At 51.3% G+C, this 23,565-nt stretch carries 15 protein-coding genes; 7 read left to right on the top strand and 8 right to left on the bottom strand.

Annotated elements, in window-relative coordinates; all coding sequences use genetic code 11:
- Positions 1-48 precede the first annotated feature (48 nt).
- From QET93_RS00075 to QET93_RS00045, 7 genes are all read right to left on the bottom strand, one after another.
- Positions 49-558, bottom strand: coding sequence for a hypothetical protein (locus QET93_RS00075; protein ID WP_280132554.1), 510 nt, complete (start codon positions 556-558; stop codon positions 49-51).
- 2 nt (positions 559-560) lie between these two features.
- Positions 561-962 (bottom strand): hypothetical protein, encoded by a 402-nt coding sequence (locus tag QET93_RS00070; RefSeq protein WP_280132553.1) that lies wholly within the window; start codon positions 960-962, stop codon positions 561-563.
- Positions 959-3,298, bottom strand: coding sequence for a hypothetical protein (locus tag QET93_RS00065; protein WP_280132552.1), 2,340 nt, complete (start codon positions 3,296-3,298; stop codon positions 959-961). Before QET93_RS00065 ends, QET93_RS00070 begins: the two co-directional genes overlap by 4 nt.
- On the bottom strand, positions 3,295-3,879 hold the full coding sequence (locus QET93_RS00060) for a hypothetical protein (protein ID WP_280132551.1): 585 nt from the start codon (positions 3,877-3,879) through the stop codon (positions 3,295-3,297). The genes QET93_RS00065 and QET93_RS00060 overlap by 4 nt, the downstream gene beginning before the upstream one ends.
- A gap of 74 nt (positions 3,880-3,953) precedes the next feature.
- Positions 3,954-4,238 carry a hypothetical protein gene (locus QET93_RS00055; protein WP_280132550.1) on the bottom strand — a complete coding sequence of 95 codons (285 nt, stop codon included), beginning with the start codon at positions 4,236-4,238 and terminating at the stop codon, positions 3,954-3,956.
- Between the two features lie 179 nt (positions 4,239-4,417).
- Complete coding sequence (locus QET93_RS00050) at positions 4,418-5,518, bottom strand: hypothetical protein (RefSeq protein WP_280132549.1); 1,101 nt, start codon at positions 5,516-5,518, stop codon at positions 4,418-4,420.
- A 270-nt stretch (positions 5,519-5,788) separates the two neighbouring features.
- Positions 5,789-6,841, bottom strand: coding sequence for a LacI family DNA-binding transcriptional regulator (locus QET93_RS00045; RefSeq protein WP_280132548.1), 1,053 nt, complete (start codon positions 6,839-6,841; stop codon positions 5,789-5,791).
- 316 nt (positions 6,842-7,157) lie between these two features.
- On the opposite strand from QET93_RS00045, the gene QET93_RS00040 reads away from it, so the two are divergent.
- The 7 genes from QET93_RS00040 (at position 7,158) to QET93_RS00010 (ending at position 22,655) form a co-directional block, all read left to right on the top strand.
- Positions 7,158-9,875 carry a sugar-binding domain-containing protein gene (locus QET93_RS00040; protein ID WP_345786086.1) on the top strand — a complete coding sequence of 906 codons (2,718 nt, stop codon included), beginning with the start codon at positions 7,158-7,160 and terminating at the stop codon, positions 9,873-9,875.
- A gap of 35 nt (positions 9,876-9,910) precedes the next feature.
- Positions 9,911-11,284: a sugar porter family MFS transporter gene (locus QET93_RS00035; protein WP_280132546.1), complete on the top strand. Its 1,374-nt coding sequence runs from the start codon at positions 9,911-9,913 to the stop codon at positions 11,282-11,284.
- Between the two features lie 59 nt (positions 11,285-11,343).
- The gene (locus QET93_RS00030; protein WP_280132545.1) at positions 11,344-14,715 is read left to right on the top strand and encodes a DUF5107 domain-containing protein; all 3,372 of its coding nucleotides are present in this window, start codon (positions 11,344-11,346) and stop codon (positions 14,713-14,715) included.
- A gap of 80 nt (positions 14,716-14,795) precedes the next feature.
- On the top strand, positions 14,796-16,985 hold the full coding sequence (locus tag QET93_RS00025; protein ID WP_345786085.1) for an alpha-L-fucosidase: 2,190 nt from the start codon (positions 14,796-14,798) through the stop codon (positions 16,983-16,985).
- A 23-nt stretch (positions 16,986-17,008) separates the two neighbouring features.
- Positions 17,009-19,861: a sugar-binding domain-containing protein gene (locus tag QET93_RS00020; RefSeq protein WP_280132543.1), complete on the top strand. Its 2,853-nt coding sequence runs from the start codon at positions 17,009-17,011 to the stop codon at positions 19,859-19,861.
- 35 nt (positions 19,862-19,896) lie between these two features.
- The gene (locus tag QET93_RS00015; protein ID WP_322190025.1) at positions 19,897-21,411 is read left to right on the top strand and encodes an arylsulfatase; all 1,515 of its coding nucleotides are present in this window, start codon (positions 19,897-19,899) and stop codon (positions 21,409-21,411) included.
- A 62-nt stretch (positions 21,412-21,473) separates the two neighbouring features.
- Positions 21,474-22,655 carry a S41 family peptidase gene (locus QET93_RS00010; RefSeq protein WP_280132541.1) on the top strand — a complete coding sequence of 394 codons (1,182 nt, stop codon included), beginning with the start codon at positions 21,474-21,476 and terminating at the stop codon, positions 22,653-22,655.
- A 232-nt stretch (positions 22,656-22,887) separates the two neighbouring features.
- On the opposite strand, the gene QET93_RS00005 is transcribed toward QET93_RS00010, so the two are convergent.
- Entirely contained in the window at positions 22,888-23,502 is a 615-nt protein-coding gene (locus tag QET93_RS00005; protein ID WP_280126794.1) for a DUF2238 domain-containing protein, read from the bottom strand.
- Positions 23,503-23,565: the final 63 nt, after the last annotated feature.

The raw sequence follows: 23,565 nt of genomic DNA, 5'->3' as shown, positions 1-23,565 counted from the left end.
TATAACCATATCCGCTTTGCGGGCTTCCGAAGTTTGGTATCCTGACATTCATTGATTCAATTCCTTGGGCTTGTTCTTTTCCTTGTAGTAGTAATAATTCGATCCAATAGACCCTATGGAACTTACGCCTCCCAGAAGGGTTCCGATGCTTCCCATCCTGAGACCGGCAGCCTGATTCATTCCCTGCGCGCGGGCAATCTGCCCCTGGGTTCTTGTCTGCTGCGCCTGAGTCATGCCACGGCGGAGAGTGTCGAGCCTGTCCACCTCATACCGCTTCGAGATTTCGCCCAGGACGGCAAGCGGGCTTCCTTCCATCACGGCGCCGGATGCCGCCACATCCGCATTCACGGATGCCAAGGCGCGACGCTTTTCAACTTCCGCGCGTCGGCTCTCCTCATAGGCTTCATCTGCCATATTCTGAGCCGTAATATCGGCTTGCCTGGCATTGTAATTTGCCATCGATTCTTCCGCCTTGGCTTGCCTGCTGCTGGCGTACATACTGTACCCCGTAGCCGCCGCCGTCGTGATGATGCTTCCTATTGCGAGTGCTTCCGCCATAATCAGATTTTCAGAAATACAGGGGTTTCCATTTCATCGCCCGCCATCCACCCAAGACGGCGAGCTGTCTTCAAGAGTCTTTTATCCCGGATTCCGCCCAAAATGATATGGCAACCGTTTTGCAGTCCAATGTCCCGCATCACATCCATCAGCCCACGCGCGGCCGCCATCCGACGCACCGCTGAAACATCCGGGTTGGTCGCCAGATTATGCAGGAATCCCACACCGCAATAACCATCCGTGACAAACAGCCATGCGGCGGCACAAGGAACCCCGTCAACCTCCATCACAACACCCGTTGGCGGAAGAGTCCGCGGATCCCACGCGAGCTTGCCGCGCCTCCGCATCCAGCCGTCCACCATCGCCGCATCCTCATCATTGGCCAATCGCGCTTGAATCTTCATGACTGCGCCCATTGAAGGTTGATTGCCAGCAAGGTAAACGCCTCTTCCAAGGAATGCCGTATCTCGAAACAGGCTTCCATTTGAGTCCTGCTTGTCAATGTATGCTGCACCCATCCTTGCTCATTCGTATTCCACGGAACAGGCGTCAATCCGTCCCCTTCCGTCCCGGCCATTAATCCGGAACCCTCATGGATTCGCAGCCACGCCTTGCCGACACGCTTCTTGCCGGACAACGTATTTCCGTCCTGGGCAATAAAATCAGCCGGCATCAGAACGGCATGGGCATCGTAGAGTACATTGCCATCCTTCCAGGCCGCACCATCGGGATTGAACACGATCCGCCCCAGATACCGGCCAGACGAATTTCTTATCACAACAAACACCTGATCATATCCTGACGGTTGGCCACCCCTCGGATCATGAATCACCGCTACCGCCTCACATGTCCAGCCGCTGCCGAGAATATGCCTGTGCCACGCAACCACTTGCTGTTGTCTGTTGTACGTGCATCCGGCAAGCTCGCCATTGCCCAGCACACACCAAATCACCGGAACCCGCGCACGCTGGAAAGCAACTGCCTTGATCCCGCTCTCACAAACATGATCGGACAGAAGAGACAAATCGACGGCCTGATACCTGTCTTGATCGTAGGCATAGGAATATTCATGAAGCCTTGTCGCCCCTTGCCCCACAAATACAAGGCTCGAAGGCGCGATGACCGGCATGAAGTTGTAGGATCCGACACCCGACTGCCTCCGCAGCTCAAACGAAGACGGAGTAATCGACTTGCCCGACTGCCCGCGAATCACCCACTCCCCCGACTGCGTGCCGACAACAATCCCGTCGTCGGCAGCCATCCAACAAACCTTGTCGCGGCTCTGCGAAAGCACCGTCAGGGACAAGCCGTCATCATCGTTGCTGCCCGTCGCAAAATTCGTATAGTCATCAATCTTGGAAGCATAAATCGTCTGCGGCTTTTCCTGCATCCCGCCCAGCCAAAGCCTGTTCTGGTAAAAGGCAATCACACCCGGATAAGACGCCTTCGCAATCGCCGCCTTGCTCCATGAGGTAGCCGTGAAATTCGACGTCATGTCTGACGAGATCATAGGCGGAGCCGTAACCTTCAATGCCGCGTTCTTCGTCCCGGAAACACTCTTTACCTGTGTTGTGTACGCAAGAGAAAACGAATCAATCGTCAAAACAGGCAATCCGGGAGAAGAATTCCTGAGACGAATCAACTTCGCGGCAATGACCCTGTTGTCGTCAAAAGAACCGCTTGCGTCAATTTGCTGCTGGCTTTCCGTCGTCGAGGATGCCGTAACGATAACCGAGAACGCAGGATCCCTTTCCGGGTTGACAGAATCGATAGTCGCCAACTGATCTGCGGGCGCGGCAAAAATCCTATATTCGGCATAAAACGATCCGGAAACTTGGAATCTCCATCCCGCGCCGGCTAAAAACATGCTGTTCCCACTGCTATTCCTTAAAACAATACCCTCCTTAAAATAATCGCCATACGAAGCGGCATTGTTCCCGCGCGTGGCATCCGCGGGAGTGAATTGCTTCATGGCACTCCAACATCTATACCAGCCGTTTCCCTCGGTCTGACAGAAACTATTCCCCGGTTCAATTGTGGATCCTGCCAAATTATCCACAACCGGGATTCCTTGTATTATAGTATTGTTGTTCGGTTCGTTGGATATTGCTGCAGCAATTGAGGCCGAATATTTGATCTCCATCGACTTGCTGCCCATCGTCCTGTTCACCGTCACTGTGGTGCCTACCATATCAGCCGTGAAGACATCCTTCTGCGCGGTCGCATCCATCGTCCACCACTGGTCAACAATCGACATGGTAATCGTCAGGTTGTTATCTGTGATCAAATCGGTTTGCGGCATCGTCGAAAAGTCAAGCTGCTCCATCGTAAACGAACTTCCGCCTCGCCATGAAAACTTCTGTGCCGGGTGATTCGGATGCACCAAAAACATCACATCGTTAATCTGGACGTACTGAATCCCCGAAAGCGCGGAATCCGTCCACGGAGAGGCAACAGAAGCAACCTTCGCCCCCTGGGAACTGTAAACATCCGTCGCGCCACTGCGTATATCCAGAACAAACGCATTGACCAGACTCGATTCAAAAGGAATCAGCCTGTGCGCCGTATCGGCAACAGAATCCTGAATAATCACACCGGGACGCCGAGCGATACCCCCGTGTTCCAGCACGATCATGTTTTCAAGCTTCTTGCAGGCAGCCTTGCGCTTGTCCAAATCATGCCGGCATGTCAACAGCGGGCTCCACTCGCCCGCATTCATCGATACGTAAAGATCATTCATAGTCTTGCCCTCAAAAGAAGAGATTTCGACAGATTCTTCATCGTCGGGTTATTCTCAGCAGAAAGAACCTCCCGCGCGTCCTGAGTAATCGCGTCCGGGAACTCAACCTGGTTCAACTTCTGAATCATGGCCGATTCCAGATTAGGAGACTGGCACACAGGCCCCGCCAGCTTTGCAGCCAGATCCAATGCGACGCATTCCGTAAAGAGCGGATCCCAGAAATCAATGTCAACATCGCCGTCAACATACTCGATTTCATCCACCTTTTCAGGAGATACAATCTCCCGGCCTCGAATCGAAAACACGGAAACCTGATACCCTCCGGCATACGGAAACATCAGGCGCACACAGGAATCGGGCAAATCAGCCCGGAAGTCTCCGCCATGCGGACAACTGCACACCCGTTCGCGACGCAAGGCAAAACTCCACGGATGCTTCCTGAGCATCTTCTTTACAGCAAGAGGAAAAAACATCTTCCCCGAAACGGACGGCTCGGACGCCTGGGATTTATATTGCTCATCCGTCACCCTGGGTTGCCCCAGCAGCAGAAGAGCCATGTTCACAACATCAACTTCTTTCATGATCTTCAAAGAGAAAGCCCGCACCCCTCACGTGAAAGCGAAAGGTGCGGGCAGGGTTCCAATACAACAACAAATCAGATTGCGGCAGTCACAAGGGTGAAGACAAGCTTCGTTCCAGTAGCGACGCCGGATGCGGCCGTAACCGTGGCAATGATTGGAAGATCATGCTCGCACTTCGCCGGCTTGATCATATCAGCTCCGCCCGCAAACTCCTTTTTAATGGGAGTCGTCGCGGCATCCTTGATATCAATCGCGGTGGAGTAGCGGTCATCATCCTTCGAATCGCCCACCTTCACGGACAAGGTCGTGGAAGCACTCCCCATCTTCGTAACAGAACAAAGCTGAGGAATGATAGCCATGCCGCTTTGCATCGGGTAGGTGAGTTCGATAACATCGTTGGCGTCATAAAAAAGATGCCACGAACTCAGGACGACTCTCCCGTCAAAAGGACCATTGCCTGATTACCCTGGAATCTGGTCAGAAATCCAAGGTATTTTTGATGTGCCATTATAAAATCCGCCCCGAAACGGGCGGTTTTTTAATGGTTAGTCTGGTTATTGTTCAGTAATTCTGAAACCATCTTAACTATTTCCTGGATACCTTTGTCATCATTCAAAACAACTTTATTGATGTATTTGTAATTGAAATATGTGTAATCAAGAACACTGAGAACATTTGTAAAATAGTCACTATTATACTCTAATAGAAAATCGGCATCATTAAATAAACAATATTTTTGAGATGGTTCTTCCTGTAGTATAATATAATCGCCAATGAACAAGGATTTTCTAATAATTCCATTTAGCATGACAAGTGAATTTTTATCTTGCCTGAATAAATTCCTATATATGCAAAATCTATTTCTTAAGACACAAATAACAAAGTCTTTTTTTATTTGGAAAGCATTTGAAAAGTCAGAAGCAAACGCATCTGTCGCGACATTAGCCTTTTCGCTGTTTGATTTTTTGATAAACAACCATAATATCTTAGAATACAAAAAACAAGCTATTTCAAATTTAACAATATTCTTATTGTTCTCACCCGTCGTTATTACACCGTCAAACTGTTTCCATGGATCATACATTTCCATAAACAAGTCCAAGATGTTTTTATGAATATATGGCCTATGAGTGCTTTTGTTATTCAAATATATATTTTTTGATTCCTCTTCTTTTTTAGTTAATAAAATATTATTTTCATAATATCCGATTCCTCTTGTATATCTCCCCAGAAACAATGATTCAAATCCAACAGAACTTCTACATATTTTATATGCAAACATTGATATATATAGAGATAATATTATTGTTATTGGTGATTTTATGATAATACCACATTCCATTCTTACGTATTCGTTGAATATATGAAATATAATAATAGACAAAGCCACCATGGTGGCGGATATAAATTTTCCATGCTGTTTATTTGAAATTAACCTAAAAATTATTGCTGGAATCAAACATATTATAAATCTAATTATTTGAAAAAAGAAAATGATGCAACCGATGGTAGCATCCCCCCACCCCGAATAGACCGACGACAAAACAAAATACACAAAGATAAGTTCTAGCTTACATGCTTTCCAAACTTTGCCTTGCGTGAAATCGGGAACAATTTTTATTTCATTTTGATCGCCCATAAGTTTTGTTCGTGCAATATTATCATAAACAGTATAATCTGCATCATGTACGGATTCAGGATATATTCAAGTTCATTTTCGAGCTGTCCGTAGGCTGTCCGTAGCAACCATTTTTTGAATACTATTTTCCTTTCACGAGTATTCCGTAACCCTTGTAAAACCTAGTATTTTACAGTATTCCTAACAGATCGTGAAAGAAAAAAACTGATTTACACGCAGTTGGTCGGGGGTTCGAATTCCTCTCCCTGTACCATCATAAAGCTCGTAAGTTCAATAACTTGCGGGCTTTTCCTTTTTCTGGGATCCGATAGTAGACTCCCTGGCAACGAGTTTTGTGGGCAGGATTTTTTCTTCGTGGGCAAGTTTGACTTTGGTATTGATCATACGCTTCAAAAGGAATTCTGCCGAGGTTTTGCCAAGGGCGACGGCGTCCTGAAAGACTCCCGTGATTGGGACTCGTGCCGTTTCCATTTCCAAAGTACCGGAAAAACCAGCCAGGGCTATTTGCTGCGGTATGTTGATACCGTGTTCCAGGAGGCCCATTTCGACCCCGATGGACAGGGAGTCGTTGAAACAGAGGACGGCATCGGGCTTTGGCCTGCATTTCAAAAGTTGGCTTGCCGCCTTTTTTCCTCCGGCGATGTCGGAGTCTCCCCTGATGATCCATTCGTCGGGTACGGACAGGTTGCGTTCCTGCATTCCCTCCAGGAATCCCCGTTTTCTTTTCCATTCGACGTAAGAGTCTTGCTTGGCTCCAACGTAAGCAATACGGGTGTGTCCCATTTCCAACAGATGCCTGGTCAGAGCCAGGGAACCGTCGAAGTCGTCCGCCAGGACGGAGTCTGACTTCCATTGAGGGATTTTCCTGTCGACGAACACGAGGGGGCAGTGCTGTTTTTTGATGATGGTGGCAGCGGGTATGCTGTCTTCCAGATGGAGGGGTGCCCAGATAATGCCGTTGACTTGCCGTTCGAGCAGGCAGGATACATCGTGAAATTCCTTGATGAGATTGTTGAAAGTACAGCAGAGAAGAATACGGTAACCGTATGAGGATAGGACGGCTTCGATGTTTTCCAGAATTTCGGCAAAGATGGTGTTGCCCAGATAGGGGAGGATGACTCCGACAGTCATGGAGGAACCGTGCCTGCCGAGTTCATGAAGGCTGCGGTTGGGTACATATCCCATGGACAAAGCCAGTTTGGTGATTGAGCGTTGCAATTGTTTGCCGACTCCGGGAGCTCCCCTGATGGCTCGGGATACAGTCATTTGGGAGACGCCAGCGGCCTTGGCGATGTCGTGAAGAGTTACTTTGTCTCGATTCATGAGATGTTTCTCCTAGGTGTTTTACGTTTCGAATGCGTTAAAAACAGGAAATCTGTTCTGATAACATAGAGGTGACAATCAACGACTTCAATGTGTTTTTTCGTTAAACTCGCGTTAATGGATTCAAATGCACTAAAGATGTTGAATCCGCTACGTTTTTTCTTCATAGCAAAGACTGAACTTCATCGCCAAACGAAGATAAATTCCCCAATCTTAAGCAGACAATCAAGATATGAACAAGAATCAGAACACATCCTGCCGACATGGTTTCCGGTCGGGATTATACCATGCTGCCAGCCTTTTGTGCTGCGGCCTGATGGGGCTAGCTCCGGTCATGGCCGAAGAAACGATCGACTTGTCCGGTACCTGGCAGTTCCAGTTGGACATGATGGGCTTTGGCAAGACACCCGGCTCCGAGTTATATAAGAAGGATCTGAACGACACCATTCTGCTTCCCGGTACGACGGATCAGGCGGGGAAGGGGGGGGCCAATCCGGCTCGTCATGTGGATCGCCTGACGCGAAAGTTCGAGTTTATGGGGCCGGCCTGGTATCGCAAGAGTGTCGTTATCCCGGAATCCTGGGCAGGCAAGGAGATTGTGCTGCATCTGGAACGTTGCCATTGGGAGACATCTGTGTATGTCGATGGCAATCCGGTTGCCGTAGATGAGCGTTTGAGCACGCCGAATCGTTTTGTTTTGACGAAGCAACTCACGCCCGGCGAACATGAAATTACTATTTGCGTGGACAACCGCCTCAAGTACCCTATGGACCAGTGGAACCACGGGACGACGGAGTACACGCAGACGAACTGGAATGGTATTGTCGGGGAGATGGAGTTGATTGCGGATGACCGCATCCGTGTGGACAAGCTCAAGACTATGCCCCAGCTTGCCAGCACGAGTGTGCGTGTGGAAGCAGTGGTTTCCAATCCCGATGCCGGACAGGCGAAGGGTGAACTTATGTTCTCCGTTCGTGAAAAAGGCGGCAAGCTTGTTGCCACGCAGAAGGTGCCCGTGGTGCTGGATAAGGCGGGGGCAACGGTTTCAGCCGAGATTCCGATGGGAGCTGATGTGAAGCTGTGGGATGAGTTCACTCCCAATTTGTATGAATTGACTGCTGATTTGTCCGTGGGAGATGTGAAGAATTCGAAGTCTGCCGTGTTCGGGATGCGCGAAGTGACTCAGGGCAAACACCATGTTCAGGTGAATGGACGCAATGTCCATTTGCGTGGAGCTCTCGATTGTGCGGTGTTCCCGCTGACTGGGTATCCATCGACGAATCCGGCGGACTGGAAGAAGATTTTTGAAACGGTCAAGTCGTATGGGATGAACCATATCCGCTTCCATTCCTGGTGTCCGCCGAAGGCTGCCTTCCAGGCCGCGGACGAAGTGGGGATTTATTTGCAGGCGGAACTTCCCATGTGGATCAAGGATGTGGGGAAATACCCGGCGCGCCGCGATTTCTTCGAGAAGGAAATGTACGCGATCCTCGATGAATACGGCAACCATCCTTCATTTATCCTGATGTGCAATGGCAATGAAAATCAGGGTGATTTCAATGTGCTGGAGGATCTTGTCAAGAAGGCGCAGGCTTACGATACCCGGCGTCTGTATTCTGCTTCGACAGCGCGTACCCATGTCAAGTCCGACCAGTTCTATGTGTCACACGTTACCGGCAAGGGAGGGATTACCGTGTACGAAGGCAATCCTTCGACAATGTGGGACAAGCGGAAGGAATCCGATATTGACGTACCTGTCATTGCCCACGAGTCCGGGCAAAGATGCATGTATCCCAACTTTGATGAAATGAAGAAGTATACGGGAGTGCTTGCTCCGCGTAACTTCGAGGTGTTCCGTGAACGACTGGATGCCAATGGCATGTTGGCACAGGCTGACGAGTTTTTCAAGGCGACGGGGGCGCATACTGTCCTTCAGTATAAGGAAGTGAATGAATCCCTCCTCCGTACGCCGAATTCAGGCGGATTCCAGTTGCTGGGGTTGGCGGACTTTCCGGGGCAGGGATGTGCCTTCGTCGGCCTTCTCGATGCCTTCTGGGAGAGCAAGGGCTTGGTGGAACCTGCCAAATACCGTGAGTCCTGTGCTCCGACGGTTCTTCTTTGCCGCATCCCCCAACGCGTTTACGGCAGTGGAGAAACACTCGATGCGCAGTTTGAGGTCTATCACTACGGCAACAAGCCGCTTCCAAAGGGTGATCTCAAGTGGTCTCTGGAGACTCAGTCCGGTGATGTCGTGATCAATGGCGTGCTGCCGATGAAGGAGATTCCATGCAGTACGGTTGAGGGAATTGGCTCTGTCAAAATCCCGCTGAAGGACGTCACGAAACCGTCCAAACTGACGCTCAAGCTGGCGAGTGCCGATGGACTGAAGAATTCCTGGGATATCTGGGTGTACCCCGAAGCGGGGACTCCGGCTCCGACGGAAGGCTATACCATTGCCCGCGAGTGGAATGAAAATGTCCGTCGCGATTTGAATGAGGGCAAAAATGTTCTCTTTATTCCCCGCGATGCGAAGGGCAGGAAGACGCATTTTGCCAGTCATTTCTGGAACCCGATCATGTTCCGCTGGAATCCGATGATTGTAGGTACCTTGATTGATAAAAACAGCAAGGCTTTTGGCAACTTCCCGACGGATGAATATGCCGACTGGCAGTGGTGGGACATTCTCAACTCGTCCCAGGCGGTGGATCTGACGGCACTGCGCCAGTTGAAGCCCGTGATTCAGAGTGTTGATACCTATGAATTCAACAGGAAGCTGGGCATCGCCTTCGAAGCAGCCGTGGGCAAGGGCAAGTTGTTTGTTCTCTGCATGGATGTGGATAAGAATATGGAGAAGCGTCCGGCATCCCGCCAGTTGCTCCGATCAATTGCCAACTATGTCGGCGGTCAGGAATTTGCTCCCGGAACCAAGGTGAGCCTTCCCGAGCTGGACATGATTTTCGGTGATTCATCCGTGGCTCCCAAAGCTGTTGACCAGGGCAATGACGAGGCCATTAAGCAACTTCTGAATCAATAAAACAGGATGAATCCACTCAACACATTCTGAGTACCATGAAACTTTACCTTCTTCTCATTTCCCTGGTATCGGCCATGGGTGGTTTGCTGTTCGGTTACGACTGGGTCGTGATCGGCGGGGCAAAACCCTTCTATGAGGTGTACTTTGGCATTTCGGATTCTCCAGCCATGCAGGGCTGGGTGATGGGTAGTGCCATTATTGGGTGCATTATGGGAGTGATGGTGGCGGGAGTTCTGGCGGACAAGTATGGGCGCAAGCCTTTGATGATTATTTCTGCCATCATCTTCATCATTTCCGCTATCGGAACGGGTTGGGTGGATTCGATCTTCTGGTTTATCATTTACCGTTTGGTGGGTGGGGTTGCCATTGGCATCGTGTCCAACCTTTCTCCGATGTACATTGCGGAGATTTCCCCGGCTAACAAGCGTGGAATGTACGTCTCGATCAACCAGTTGACGATTGTGCTGGGCATTCTTGCCGCACAATTGACCAACTGGGGCATTGCCGAGCCAGTGCAGGATGGAGTCAATATCCTCGATACGTGGAACGGCCAGATGGGATGGCGATGGATGTTCTGGGCGGAGAACGTTCCGGCGTTGCTCTTTTTCCTCTTCCTCTTCCTGATCCCCGAAAGTCCGCGCTGGCTGGCGATGAAGGGCTTTGCAGGCAAGGCGGAATGTGTGCTGGCACGTGTTGTCGGCGAGGAAAATGCGCGCAAGGAACTGATTCAGATTGTCCAGGGTAGTGAGGAAGAGAAGAAGAGTTCGTCCCGCGAAGGTCTCTCCCGGCTTACTCAGGGCAATATGCCCCGTCTCGTGATGATCGGGGTGGTGATTGCCGCCTTCCAGCAATGGTGCGGGATCAATGTGATCTTCAACTACGCCCACGAGGTGTTTGCTTCGGCGGGTTATAAAGTGTCCGATATTCTGTTCAACATCGTCATTACGGGGGTGACCAATGTGGTATTCACTTTTGTGGGCATGTACACGGTGGACAAACTGGGGCGCCGGACTTTGATGAGTCTGGGTTCCATCTCTTTGGCCTGCATCTATGGGATGATGGGGCTGTGCTATTACTATTCGGTTTCCGGCTGGCCTCTTCTGCTCCTGGTAATGGTGGCGATTGCCGCCTATGCCATGACGCTGGCACCGGTGACCTGGGTGGTGATTTCCGAGATCTTCCCGAACAGGATTCGCGGGCTTGCCATGGGGATTTCTACTTTTTCCCTGTGGGTGTCATGTTTCCTGCTGACCTGGACTTTCCCCATCTTCAATGCCTCGATGGGTGCAGCAGGCACCTTTGGCCTGTATGGAGTCATTTGCGTGGCTGGCTTCCTCTTCATCAGGAAGTACCTTCCGGAGACCAAACGGAAGTCTCTGGAGGAGATTGAGCGTGAGCTTGCCAAATAATCTGGAGCTCCGACTCATCAGAACATTTTTTAAATTATTATATTACTACGACAAAAGTCATGGAACCCATTACTGCTTATTTGATTCAATCCACAGTATCCACCCCGGGCGAGGTCCGGGCATGGGAAGAAACAATCATGTTGCCGACCTACCAGGCCGGGGAGGAAGAGAAAGCTCCTGTCTTTCTGGAAAAACGCGTTTATCAGGGGAGTTCCGGTTCCGTGTATCCCTATCCGGTTATCGAAAGTATTTCAGACACGAAAATAGATAAGGCTTATCGGGCTTTTTTCCTGGAGAATGAGTATGTGAAGATCATGATTCTGCCGGAATTGGGCGGACGCGTGCACATGGCATACGACAAGGTGAAACAACGCCACTTTGTATATTACAACCAAGTGGTCAAACCGGCTCTGGTCGGGCTTACCGGGCCATGGATTTCCGGCGGTATTGAATTCAACTGGCCCCAGCATCACCGTCCCAGCACCTTTTTGCCGACGGAAGCCCTGGTGGAGAAAAACGCGGACGGCAGTGTCACCGTGTGGTGCAATGAAGTGGAGCGCATGTTCCGGACGAAGGCCAGGCAGGGCTTCACCCTGCATCCCGGCCGTTCGTATCTGGAAATTTGCGTCGATGTGTACAACCGCACTCCCTTCCCCCAGACGTTCCTGTGGTGGGCAAACCCCGCCGTGGTGGTGAATAAGTATTACCAATCTGTGTTTCCGCCGGATGTCCATGCGGTGTTTGATCACGGGAAGCGCGATGTGTCTTCCTTCCCGATTGCGACGGGAACCTATTACAAGCAGGATTATTCTGCAGGCGTTGATATTTCCCGGTATGAGAATATCCCTGTGCCGACTTCGTACATGGCTGTCAAATCCAAATACGATTTCGTCGGGGGCTACCAGACGGATGATGAGGCGGGTGTACTCCATGTTGCCAGCCATCATGTTTCCCCCGGCAAGAAGCAATGGACATGGGGATGTGGGGATTTCGGGAAGGCCTGGGATCGCAACCTCACCGATGAAGATGGCCCGTATATTGAGTTGATGACGGGTGTTTACACCGATAACCAGCCGGACTTCTCGTGGCTGCAACCCTACGAAGAGAAGTCGTGGAAGCAGTACTTCATCCCGTATTCCGCTGTTGGTTATGTCAAGAACGCAACGACCGAGGCGATCGTCAATCTCGAAGTTCGGGACGGTCAGGCGCGTGTGATTGTCTATACGACGGGACGGTATAGCGATTTACAGTTGATTTTGGAAGATGCGGAAGGGAATGTTCTTGCCACCGAGATTTTCGATTCTTCGCCGGAACAGACTTGCGACAGGACACTTCCGGTGGGAAGTATCGAGGAAAAGGATATTTGCCTGAAATTGATGGCGGCCGATGGCCGGGAAATCCTGAGCTATCAGCCGGAACCAGCGGAAATCCACCCGGTGCCGGATCCCGCTCAGGCGGCAAAACGTCCGGCGGAGATTGCATCCATGGAACAACTTTTCCTGACGGGGCACCACCTGGAACAATACCGCCATGCCACCTATCTTCCGCAGGATTATTACATGGAAGCCCTCAAGCGCGAGCCGGGGGACATCCGTTGCAATAACGCCATGGGACTGCTCTATCTGCGCAAAGGACGCTTTGATCTGGCGGAAGGCCACTTCCGCAAGGCTATCGACACGGCGACGCAGCGGAATCCCAATCCCTACGATGGCGAACCATACTACAATCTTGGCTGGAGCCTCCTGATGCAGGATCGCTGTGACGAGGCGTACGATGCCTTTTACAAGGCTACCTGGAATGCCGCCTGGCAGGATCCCGCCTACCTGGCAGTGGCTCGTATCGATTGCCGTCGTGCCAATGCTCCGGATGGTCGCAATGTCCGGTGCTGGAACAATGCGCTGGAAGAAGTCGAACGTTCCTTGATTCGCAACTACCACAACCATCAGGCCCGGCAATTAAAGTGTTCCATCCTTCGCAAGATGGGCAGGATTGAGGAGGTGATGAAGTGGGCGAAAGATTCCCTCAAAATAGATGGCTTCAATCTGGGGTGCCTGTTCGAGCTGTACCTTTCGACCGGTGATGTTGACACATTGTCTGAATTGCAGGGACTCATGCGCGGTAACGCCCATTCCTACATGGAATATGCCTGCGATTATGCAGCTGCGGGCTTGTATGCCGAGGCGGAAGAACTGCTCTCGATGGCGATTCCGGAATCGGGCGAGGTGTACCCCATGGTGTACTACATGCTGGGCTGGCTGGCCGCCCGACAGGGGCGCGAAGCTGATGCGCGTGCCTATTGCTCCAAGGGTGAAGCAATGGACCCCGGCAGGTGTTTCCCCAACAGGATCGAGGAAGTTCTCATTCTGAAGGAGGCCATGCGTCTGAATCCTTCGGATGCGCGGGCTCCCTACTATCTGGGCAACTTCTGGTATGCCATGTGGCAGTACGATCTCGCCCGCGAGTGCTGGGAACTTTCCATTGAGCTGGATGCCGCTTTCCCGACAGTCCTGCGCAATCTGGCTCTCGCCTATTACAATAAGTACGATCTCAAGGCTGAAGCCATTGCCCTGCTGGAAAAGGCCTACTCTTTGGATGATCAGGACTCGCGCATTTTGATGGAGCTGGATCAATTGTACAAAAAAACCGGCATGTCTCCCGACAAACGCCTGAACTTCCTGCAACAGCATCGTGACGTGGTGGATGGTCGAGACGATCTCGTAGTCGAGCTGGTTACCCTGCTCAACCTTCAGGGACACCATGAAGAAGCGTTGGATGTAATCTCCAGACGCCATTTCCATCCTTGGGAAGGCGGCGAAGGCAAGATCACCGGGCAATACGTCGTGGCTCACGTGGCCCTGGCCAAAGCCGCCCTGAACGCGGGGCAGGCGGAACTAGCCTTGGAACACTTGAATGCGACGGATGTTTATCCAGAGAATCTCGGAGAAGGGAAGCTCGCCAATGCCGAGGAAAATGACATCAACTATTACAAGGGGCTTGCTCTGCGTGCCTTGGGGTATGACGAGGAGGCTTCCCGCTTCCTGATGCTGGCCACAACGGGTTCTAACGAGCCTCAGCAGGCATTCTTCTACAACGATCCTCAGCCGGACAAGATCTTTTATCAGGGGCTTGCCTGGCGTGCCCTGGGGCATGAGGACAAGGCGCGCGGCTGTTTCAACAAGCTGGTGGCTTACGGGGAAAAGCATTTGTACGATGAGTGTAGCATTGATTACTTTGCCGTCTCTCTGCCGGATCTCGCCATCTGGGAGGATGATATCAATTGCCGCAACAGGATTCACTGTTACTACGTGATGGGCTTGGGCTATCTGGGCTTGGAAAAGCAGACTGAGACTGCAACTTGCTTCGATGAGGTACTTTCCCTGTCACCTTCCCATCAGGGTGTTCTGATTCACAGGAAAATTCTAATGAACTAGACCCCATATATGGGAAGCGAATATCAATCATCGATTGTATGAATTATACGATACTGTTCCAGTCGGCTGTTTGCGTTGCCATGATCCATTCTTTTGCCTTGGCTGAAGAAGTTGCTACTTTTTCGACCATTCCGGTGGAGTTGGGCGAAAGTCAGGAATCCATTATACGGAAGGCTGCTCAGGTTGTCCCGACATCCAACCAGCTGGATGCTCTCAAAAACGAGTTTATCGCTTTTATTAACATGGGCCCCAATACATTCACCTGTAAGGAATGGGGGGATGGGAAGGAAGATCCGAAAGTTTTTGACCTGAAGACGCTTGATACCGATCAATGGTGCCGGGTGATGAAGACGGCGGGCATGAAGATGGTTATCATGACTGTCAAACACCACGATGGGTTTTGCCTGTGGCAAACCCGGTATACCGACCACGGCATGATGTCGAGTAACTTTGAAAATGGAAAGGGAGATATTCTTCGAGAACTGGTTCAGTCATGCCAAAAGTACGGATTGAAGCTGGGTATTTATGTTTCTCCGGCAGATTTGTATCAGATGGAAAACCCTCAAGGGCTGTACGGCAATGGCAGCAAAGCTACCAAGAGGACAATTCCCAGGAATGTTCCGGGGCGTCCCTTCAAGAGTACGGAGAAATTTGAATTTGAGGTCGATGACTACAATGAATATTTCCTGAACCAGCTCTATGAATTGCTGACGGAGTACGGCCCCGTGAACGAGTTGTGGTTTGATGGCGCCCATCCCAAGAGCAAGGGTGGGCAGAAGTACAATTATACCGCGTGGAAGGAATTGATCCATAAGCTGGCCCCAAAGGCTGTGGTTTTCGGGCGCGAGGATATTCGCTGGTGCGGCAATGAAGCCGGAGGAACGCGCGCTTCCGAATGGAATGTGATCCCCTACCAGTTTGACCCGCTGACGTCACAGCAATTCCCGGATATTACGGACAATGACATTGCCAGCCGGGAAAAACTCTACGCAGCCAAGTTCCTGCACTACCAGCCGACGGAAGTGAATACCTCGATTCGCGAGGGCTGGTTTTATCGCGACGATACCAACCAGAAGGTGCGCAATGCCGACGATGTGTTCGATATCTATGAGCGCGCCGTCGGGGGCAATTCCGTGTTCTTGCTGAATATCCCGCCGAATCGCGAGGGGAAATTCTCTCCGGCAGACGTCCAGTGCCTGGAGGAAGTGGGGCAACGCATTCGCGAAACCTACGGAACGGATCTTCTGAAGGGTGCCCAGGGTGATGTTGCTCTGCTGGATGATGATCTCGATACTTTTGTTCAGTTGCCGGGTTTGTCTGGTGAACTCATCCTGAGTATGTCTCATCCGGTGACGATCAACCGCCTGGTGCTTCAGGAGGCCATTGCCAAATGCGGTGAACGCGTGGAAGAACATGCCGTGGATGCCTGGATTGATGGAGCCTGGAAGGAAATTGCCCAAGCGACCAACATCGGTTACAAACGGATTCTGCGTTTCCCTGACGTGACGACGGACAAGATTCGCGTGCGTGTACTTCAATCTCGCAGCGTGCCTCCCGGCATCGCCAAAGTTTCTGCGCACTTTTACAAGAACCGTCCGCCGCAATTGCAGGTTACGGTAAGTAGGGAGAATAGGGTGACGCTGGAATCAGTCCGCCATCAGTTCGGGTGGAAATCCCATGGACAGGATGCGGCGAAGAATCTTGGCGGCACGATGGTAATTCACTACACGGTTGACGGTACGGATCCTACGGCTTCATCTCCCGTGTATAAGGCTCCCTTCACGATGGATTGCGGGATGCTGAAGGCCCTGGCCATTGCTGGCGGGCAGGCTGGCCCCGTATTCAAGGAAATCGTCGGTTATCCGAAGGGCGATTGGACGCTGGCGAAGTCATCCGGGCAGGAGCCCGGACATGAAGCCGACAAAGCTTTCGATGGCAATGACCAGACGTATTGGACGACTCCGCCCGGGCAATCTCCTCATTTCCTGGAACTCGATCTGGGTACCGAACGTCTCTTGAGCGGCTTTGCCTATACCCCGCAGAAGGAGAATGCCAAGGGGATGATGGAACGCGGCGTCATTAAGACGAGCCAGGACGGCAAAAGCTGGTCGGTGCTGGAAAACTTCGAATTCGGCAACCTGATCAATGATCCGACGAAGCGCGAACATTTCTTCAAGAAAAAGGTCAAGGCCCGGTACATCCGGGTGGAAGCTACCGGGATCGCAGCCGGAGGCAAGGAACTGAGCATCGCGGAACTATCCCTGTTCTAGCAGTGCTATCCCAGATTTTTCTTATGACAACGATACGACACATACTATCAACAGCCATTCTGGCAGGCGCATTGAGTTATGCGTCGATGGCGGACATTCCGCTCCAGGGTACATGGAATTATGCTTTGGACCCCGATGACAAAGGTGTTCAGGAACAATGGTTCGGCAAAAAGCTGGATCATGTGTTAACGCTCCCGGGCTCGATCCAGAGCCAGGGCATCGGAGAAAACGTGGGGCCCAATACACCGTGGGTCGGCAACAAGAGGGATACCAAGTCTGTATTGGGGGATCCCGTGTACAAAAAATATGCGCAGCAGGGCGGGGACATCCCATACAAAGTACCTTCCTGGCTGCAACCGGACAAATATTATCAGGGCGTTACCTGGTTCCAGAGAGAAATTGACCTTCCCGCTTCATCATCGGGTGAGTGGATGGTAGAACTGGAACGGACGCACTGGGAGACATCTCTTTATGTGGACGATCAGTTCGTTGGCAGCCGGGATTCGCTTGGTACGCCCCATCGTTACCTGCTCAAGGGGTTGACACCGGGGAAACACCGGCTGACGGTGCGGGTGGATAACCGCGTACACATCCCTGTCGGTATTGATGCGCACAGCGTTTCCGACCATACGCAGAGCAATTGGAACGGCATCGTCGGCAGAATGGCGATCAATGCACTTCCTCCTGCTCGCGTGGAAGATGTCCGGCTGACTCCGTCCGTGAAAGGCAAGTCCGTCCAGATGGATGCTTCCGTCAGGAAGAATCCCGTCCGGGCGAGCAAGGTTCTTGTAGAAGTGGTGACGGAAGATGGACGGAGAATCGGCGATCCTGTGGAATTACAGGTGGAACAGGGCGAGGGGACGGCGCAGGTACAGGCCAACTTGATCCTCGGCGACAAGGCCGAGCTTTGGGACGAGCACAATCCCGTGTGTTACTATGTCCGGACGACTATCGGTGAAGGCCGGGATGCCGATGTGAAGAAGACGGTTTTTGGCCTTCGCGAGTTCAAGGTGGATGGTACGCGTTTTGTTATTAATGGGAAACCGGTTTTCTTGCGCGGTACGCTGGAATGCTGTGTCTTCCCGAAGACGGGGTATCCTGCTACGGATGTAGCTTCCTGGGAAAAAATGTTCAAAATAGCCCGGGAGTATGGACTCAACCACATCCGCTTCCATTCCTGGTGTCCACCGGAGGCTGCCTTTGAGGCTGCGGACAAGTTGGGATTGTATTTGCAGGTGGAATGCGGAGCCTGGAGCATGGTGGTCGGCGATGATCCCAAACTCAATAACTGGGTGCGCGAAGAAGGAGACCGCATTCTTAAGGAATACGGCAACCACCCTTCATTCTGTCTGATGGCTTATGGGAACGAACCCGGCGGTAATAATCTTGTGAACTATCTGGCGAATCTCGTCGATAGCTGGAAGAAGGCAGACTCGCGCCGCGTTTACACGGGGGCCGCCGGGTGGCCGTATCTGGGAAACGCCGATTACTGGAATGCTCCGGATCCTAGAATCCAGGGCTGGGGAGCCGGACTCCGTAGCCGGATCAATGCCCAGCCGCCGACGTTTGACTATGACTTCCGCGACATCATCAAGAAGAACATGCCCACAGTCAGTCATGAAATTGGCCAGTGGTGTGCCTTCCCCGACTTCAAGGAAATTGCCCAGTACACGGGCGTTTTGAAGGCGAAGAATTTCGAGCTGTTTCAGGAAGTTCTTTCCAACAAGGGAATGGCCGATTTGGCGGACGAGTTTCTTTTTGCCTCTGGCAGGCTTCAAACGCTCTGCTACAAGGCGGATATCGAAGCCGCCCTGCGCACGCCGGACATGGGCGGATTCCAGCTTTTGGGCCTGACGGATTTTCCTGGTCAGGGTTCGGCTCTGGTCGGAACCTTGAATGCCCAATGGGGCTCCAAGGGCTATGTCGATGCGCAGGAGTACCGGACGTTCTGCAGCGACACCGTGCCTCTGGTGCGTTTCCCGCGCATGATCTGGCACAACAACGAAACCTTGGAAGTCCCGGTGGAGATTGCCCATTTCGGCAAGGAAACCCTGAAGGGAGCCTCGGTGGAGTGGAAGGCATCATGTCGAGACGGCAAGGTGGTGGCTTCCGGTCAATTCTCCAGCGATATCCCCTTGGGAAATGCTAATCAGGTTGGAAAGATTTCATTCCCTCTGTCTCAGATTGCAGATCCCGCATGCCTGACAGTGGAGGTGAGCGTCAAGGATGCTTCCGGAGCATCCGTCCAGGGGCGCAATATGTGGAACATCTGGGTGTATCCGGCCACACTTCCCGAGGTGAAGGATATGCCTTATGTGACGCATTGTTTCGATCAGAAGACTAGGGAACACCTGGCTCAGGGCGGAAAGGTACTCCTCTCCTTGAAGAAAGGCTCTCTCGCTCCGCAGAATGGCGGCAACATCGCCGTCGGATTCTCATCGATCTTCTGGAACACGGCCTGGACGAACAATCAGGCTCCGCACACGCTCGGCGTGTACTGCAATCCCAAACATCCGGCTTTGGCGGCATTCCCCAACGACGGCTATTCCGACTGGCAGTGGTGGGACATCGTGCATGACAGCCAGGCCATCGTGATGGATTCCCTGCCGAAATCGTATCGCCCCATCATCCACTACATCGACGACTGGTTCATCAACCGGAAGCTGGGGCTACTCATGGAAATGAAGGTCGGGAATGGCAAATTGATCGTCTGTGGCGCGGATCTCGACAAGGATTTGGACAAACGCCCCGGCGCACGCCAATTCCGCCACAGCATCCTGCAATACATGGCTTCCGCGGATTTTAACCCATCCCAGGAACTGACCGTCGAGGATTTGGAAAAACTGCTCCCTTCTTCACCCGTCAAAAACAAGTAATCTCACGAGGCATATCCGCTATGATAAAAGATAGTATGTTTGTAAGGACACTTGTGGGTTGTGCATGCGCAGCATGTTTTGCATGTACTTTACTGGCAGCTGAAGATCAAAATATTCCACGCCCCAAGGCAATCATTTATTTTTATGCGGATGATCTGGGATACGGCGATACGGGGTGTTATGGAGCAACAAAAATCCCTACACCCCATATCGATAAACTGGCGGAACAGGGAGTGAGATTTACCAATGCCCACAGTACGACATCCGTTTGTACCCCTTCCCGTTATGCTGTGATGACGGGGGAGTACCCGTGGAGAAAAAAGGGAGTCCATATTCTTCCGGGTGACGCTCCTCTCATTGTTCCAACGGCAGACAGGAGAATGACCCTGCCTTCGATGTTGAAGAAGGCAGGGTATAAAACATGTGCTGTTGGAAAATGGCATTTGGGGCTGGGCAATGGAGAAATCGACTGGAACAAACCCATTTCTCCGAATCCCAGGGATGTCGGTTTTGATGAAAGTTATATCATGGCCGCAACGGCTGATCGCGTCCCTTGCGTATATATCAGGAATGGGATTGTCGAGAATTTGGATCCCGATGATCCCATAGAAATCAGTTATAAAAAGAAAATCCCGGGTGTTCCCACAGGAAGAGAACATCCTGAAGCCTTAAGGTATTCATGCAATAATCAGCACATGGATACGATCATTAACGGCATTAGCAGAATTGGATTCATAAAAGGGGGAAAATCCGCTTTATGGAAGGATTGCGACCTTGCGGATGACCTGACCAATGAGGCCATTGCTTTTATCGAAAAAAATAAAGAGACACCGTTCTTCCTGTATTTTGCCACCAATGATATTCATACGCCCAGAGACCCCCATGGACGTTTTCTCGGCAAGAGCCAGTGTGGGATCCGGGGTGATGCGGTTGTCCAATTGGATGATTGCCTGGGGCGGATTGTCCAGGCTTTGGAAAAGGCAGGTATTAAAAACGATACTTTGATCATCTTCTCCAGTGACAACGGGCCGGTTGTGATTGACGGATATTACGATGGTGCCTTGAAAGATCTGAACGGACATCGACCGTCCGGCCCGTGGAAAGGTGGCAAATATAGTCTGGATGAAGGGGGAACGAGGGTACCGTTCATTGTATCATGGCCGGGACATACTGCTGATGGTACGACGAGTGATGCCCTTATTTCCCAAATGGATTTGGCCGCATCACTGGCTGCTCTCACCCGGCAGACTTATCCGGACGGAGTTTTCCCCGATAGCCAAAATTTGATGTCAACCCTTCTGGGACAAAAGAAGCAGGGAAGAAAGAATCTTGTGGAACAGGCTCTTAGCGAGACTCGGTTAGCCATGGTTTCCGGAGATTATAAATACATTCCCTCTTCTTCTGACAACAGGGCTAAAAAGAAGTCTTCCGATGCCATCCTTTACATCCTTAAGAATGATCCGGGAGAAACAGATAATATCGCCAAAAAATACCCTGAACTCGTGCAAAAAATTCATGAAGAGTTTCTTCATGAATTAGGGACGAAATGACCAACGGTATTGGTGGAGTATTGTGTTGCTTTTTCGCTGAGTCGTGATATGTGAGTGATTTAATGATTAAGCATGTTTTCACAGTGTGCATGCTGGCGTGTTTACTGGCATGTACAGGTAATGCCGGGGAGTATTCTTCCGACTGGAAGGCCTTTGAACAGGAAGTGGATGCCAAATATCCATTTTTTGAGCTGAAGAAAATCGGCAGCGACTGGAAGAAGGCAAAACGCAAACTGAAGGACAAGGCCGACCAGGCACGGAATGATGAAGAGTTTTTGAAGGTGGTAATGGAGGCTCTGGGTGTTTTGCGCGATGGACACGCGGGGTTTCAGAAAACCCGCTCCCCCATTCCCGCCAGAGAGCCGGAATATGCGTTGCCGCTCACGCTGGTGCCAGCCATCAACAAGCAGGTGGTCATTGCGGATGCTTCCCCGGAAGTGCTGAAAAACCTGCCTCCGGGAACACTGGTTCGCAGTATTGACGGAGTACCTGCCCGAAAATTTCTGGATACCAAGACGGAGGAAACATGGAAGCAGGGCGGTGGCTTTTCCAGTCCCCAGCGTGCGGCTGTATTCGTCTATCGCCAGCCCTTGGCTTCACAAAAAATCTCGGAACACAAACTCGTCGTCAGCGACGGAAAGCGCGATCGTACCATCACCTTGAAAAATGATTGGGAAGCGAAGGGATGGAATCATACCTACCACATGCCCAGGCTGGACCGTGGCGAGGGCTTCTGCTCATACACCCGGCTTCCCAGCGGCGTGGGATACATGTATCTTCGCCGCATCCGTGGGAAGGAAACCCTGCAAGGCGTTCGTGCAGCCCTGAGCAAATTCCCGGATACCAAAGGGTGGATTATCGACTTACGCGGCAATGGAGGGGGTAATTATAGTTCGGAGTTGCCTGCGGCATTGGTGGAGACCAAGCTCCCCCTGGCAGTAATTATCGATGCCGGCTGCATGTCGGCAGGCGAGACTTTGGCTCGCGATTTGAAGAATGGTGCTGGTGCAAAGTTGTTCGGGTCTACAACTGCGGGTGCTTCCAGTGCCAAATATACTTGGAGTTTTCCTAGTGGCGTAGCTACCTTGATTTTGTCTCAGCGGAGTCGTGGCGGTTTGAATGGGAAGCCCATTGAGTTTTTCGGAATAGCTCCTGACGTTCCAATTGAAGCCGACCCAGCGGAACTGGCCCGTGGTGAAAACAGCGAGATCAAGGCTGCGGAGAATTTCGTGTTGAAAAAATGAATCAGTCTCATTGTTGGAAATCATAATTAACGTACAATTAACAATAATTGCCCATATGATTTGCTGGAAATGATACGTATATTTTTATTGTATAGTTTGTTGTGATTTTTTTGCCTGGAGTAATTTTTGGATAGTGCGTTTCGTGACATTATGGATGTGACACGACGACCGAATTGAATACTATGCCAGTGACTGATGTCGCTACTGGTATAGTTAAGGGTACCTGTTGAATCTACTCAGTAGGAGGTAGTGCGTGAACGCTCCTTTTATAAGGCCTGATGAGGGAGAAGAGGATCAAGGCGAAGACGGCTCCGGCGGTATCGCAGAGCATGTCTTTTTGCGCATCCCAGATGTCGCCTTGCGCTCCGAGGATTTCGAGACCGTTTTCACCTCCATCAAAGACGGCATAAATCCATTCGAAAATTTCGTATCCGGCGGCGACAGCCATGATGGAGCTGAGGGAGAAGACCAGTGCTACCGGCAGGGTGAGCTTGCAGGTACGAGTAAGCCATTCGGCAATGGGGAAGGCGTATAGACCGATGAGGAAGTGGCTGATGCGATCAAAATGGTTACGTGGGGTGTCCAGCAGATCGGAGAACCATTGGAAGGGAACGTTGGCAAATGTGTAATGAGCGCCGATCGTATGCCAGAAGAGCCATGCGAAGATCAGAATACGACTTGTCGCACTGAAACGGAACCGGCTGTCGATGAAGAGAAACAGGATGAAGATGACTTCTGCCGGGGCAAATTCAATATACCAGACGCTGCGCATGACCGGTTCCCATCCCGACCATATGGAAAGGATGACGAACATGAGGGAGAGAATGACCGTAAATAATCTGCTCATTAAGGAAAAGGTTAACCGATACGACGACGGAATCCAATTTCCAAATTGTCCGGAGGAAAAAAG

It is taken from the genome of Akkermansia sp. N21116 (assembly GCF_029854705.2).
GTDB lineage: Bacteria > Verrucomicrobiota > Verrucomicrobiia > Verrucomicrobiales > Akkermansiaceae > Akkermansia.
The sequence above is the reverse complement of the archived record's forward strand: the minus strand, read 5'-3'. Positions and strand labels throughout refer to the sequence as shown.

Excerpts from the sequence above, each read along its gene's own strand:
- QET93_RS00075 (WP_280132554.1), bottom strand. The coding sequence starts at position 558 with ATGGCGGAAGCACTCGCAATAGGAAGCATCATCACGACGGCGGCGGCT.
- QET93_RS00070 (WP_280132553.1), bottom strand. The coding sequence starts at position 962 with ATGAAGATTCAAGCGCGATTGGCCAATGATGAGGATGCGGCGATGGTG.
- QET93_RS00065 (WP_280132552.1), bottom strand. The coding sequence starts at position 3,298 with ATGAATGATCTTTACGTATCGATGAATGCGGGCGAGTGGAGCCCGCTG.
- QET93_RS00060 (WP_280132551.1), bottom strand. The coding sequence starts at position 3,879 with ATGAAAGAAGTTGATGTTGTGAACATGGCTCTTCTGCTGCTGGGGCAA.
- QET93_RS00055 (WP_280132550.1), bottom strand. The coding sequence starts at position 4,238 with ATGGCTATCATTCCTCAGCTTTGTTCTGTTACGAAGATGGGGAGTGCT.
- QET93_RS00050 (WP_280132549.1), bottom strand. The coding sequence starts at position 5,518 with ATGGGCGATCAAAATGAAATAAAAATTGTTCCCGATTTCACGCAAGGC.
- QET93_RS00045 (WP_280132548.1), bottom strand. The coding sequence starts at position 6,841 with ATGAATCGAGACAAAGTAACTCTTCACGACATCGCCAAGGCCGCTGGC.
- QET93_RS00040 (WP_345786086.1), top strand. The coding sequence starts at position 7,158 with ATGGGGCTAGCTCCGGTCATGGCCGAAGAAACGATCGACTTGTCCGGT.
- QET93_RS00035 (WP_280132546.1), top strand. The coding sequence starts at position 9,911 with ATGAAACTTTACCTTCTTCTCATTTCCCTGGTATCGGCCATGGGTGGT.
- QET93_RS00030 (WP_280132545.1), top strand. The coding sequence starts at position 11,344 with ATGGAACCCATTACTGCTTATTTGATTCAATCCACAGTATCCACCCCG.
- QET93_RS00025 (WP_345786085.1), top strand. The coding sequence starts at position 14,796 with ATGATCCATTCTTTTGCCTTGGCTGAAGAAGTTGCTACTTTTTCGACC.
- QET93_RS00020 (WP_280132543.1), top strand. The coding sequence starts at position 17,009 with ATGACAACGATACGACACATACTATCAACAGCCATTCTGGCAGGCGCA.
- QET93_RS00015 (WP_322190025.1), top strand. The coding sequence starts at position 19,897 with ATGTTTGTAAGGACACTTGTGGGTTGTGCATGCGCAGCATGTTTTGCA.
- QET93_RS00010 (WP_280132541.1), top strand. The coding sequence starts at position 21,474 with ATGATTAAGCATGTTTTCACAGTGTGCATGCTGGCGTGTTTACTGGCA.
- QET93_RS00005 (WP_280126794.1), bottom strand. The coding sequence starts at position 23,502 with ATGAGCAGATTATTTACGGTCATTCTCTCCCTCATGTTCGTCATCCTT.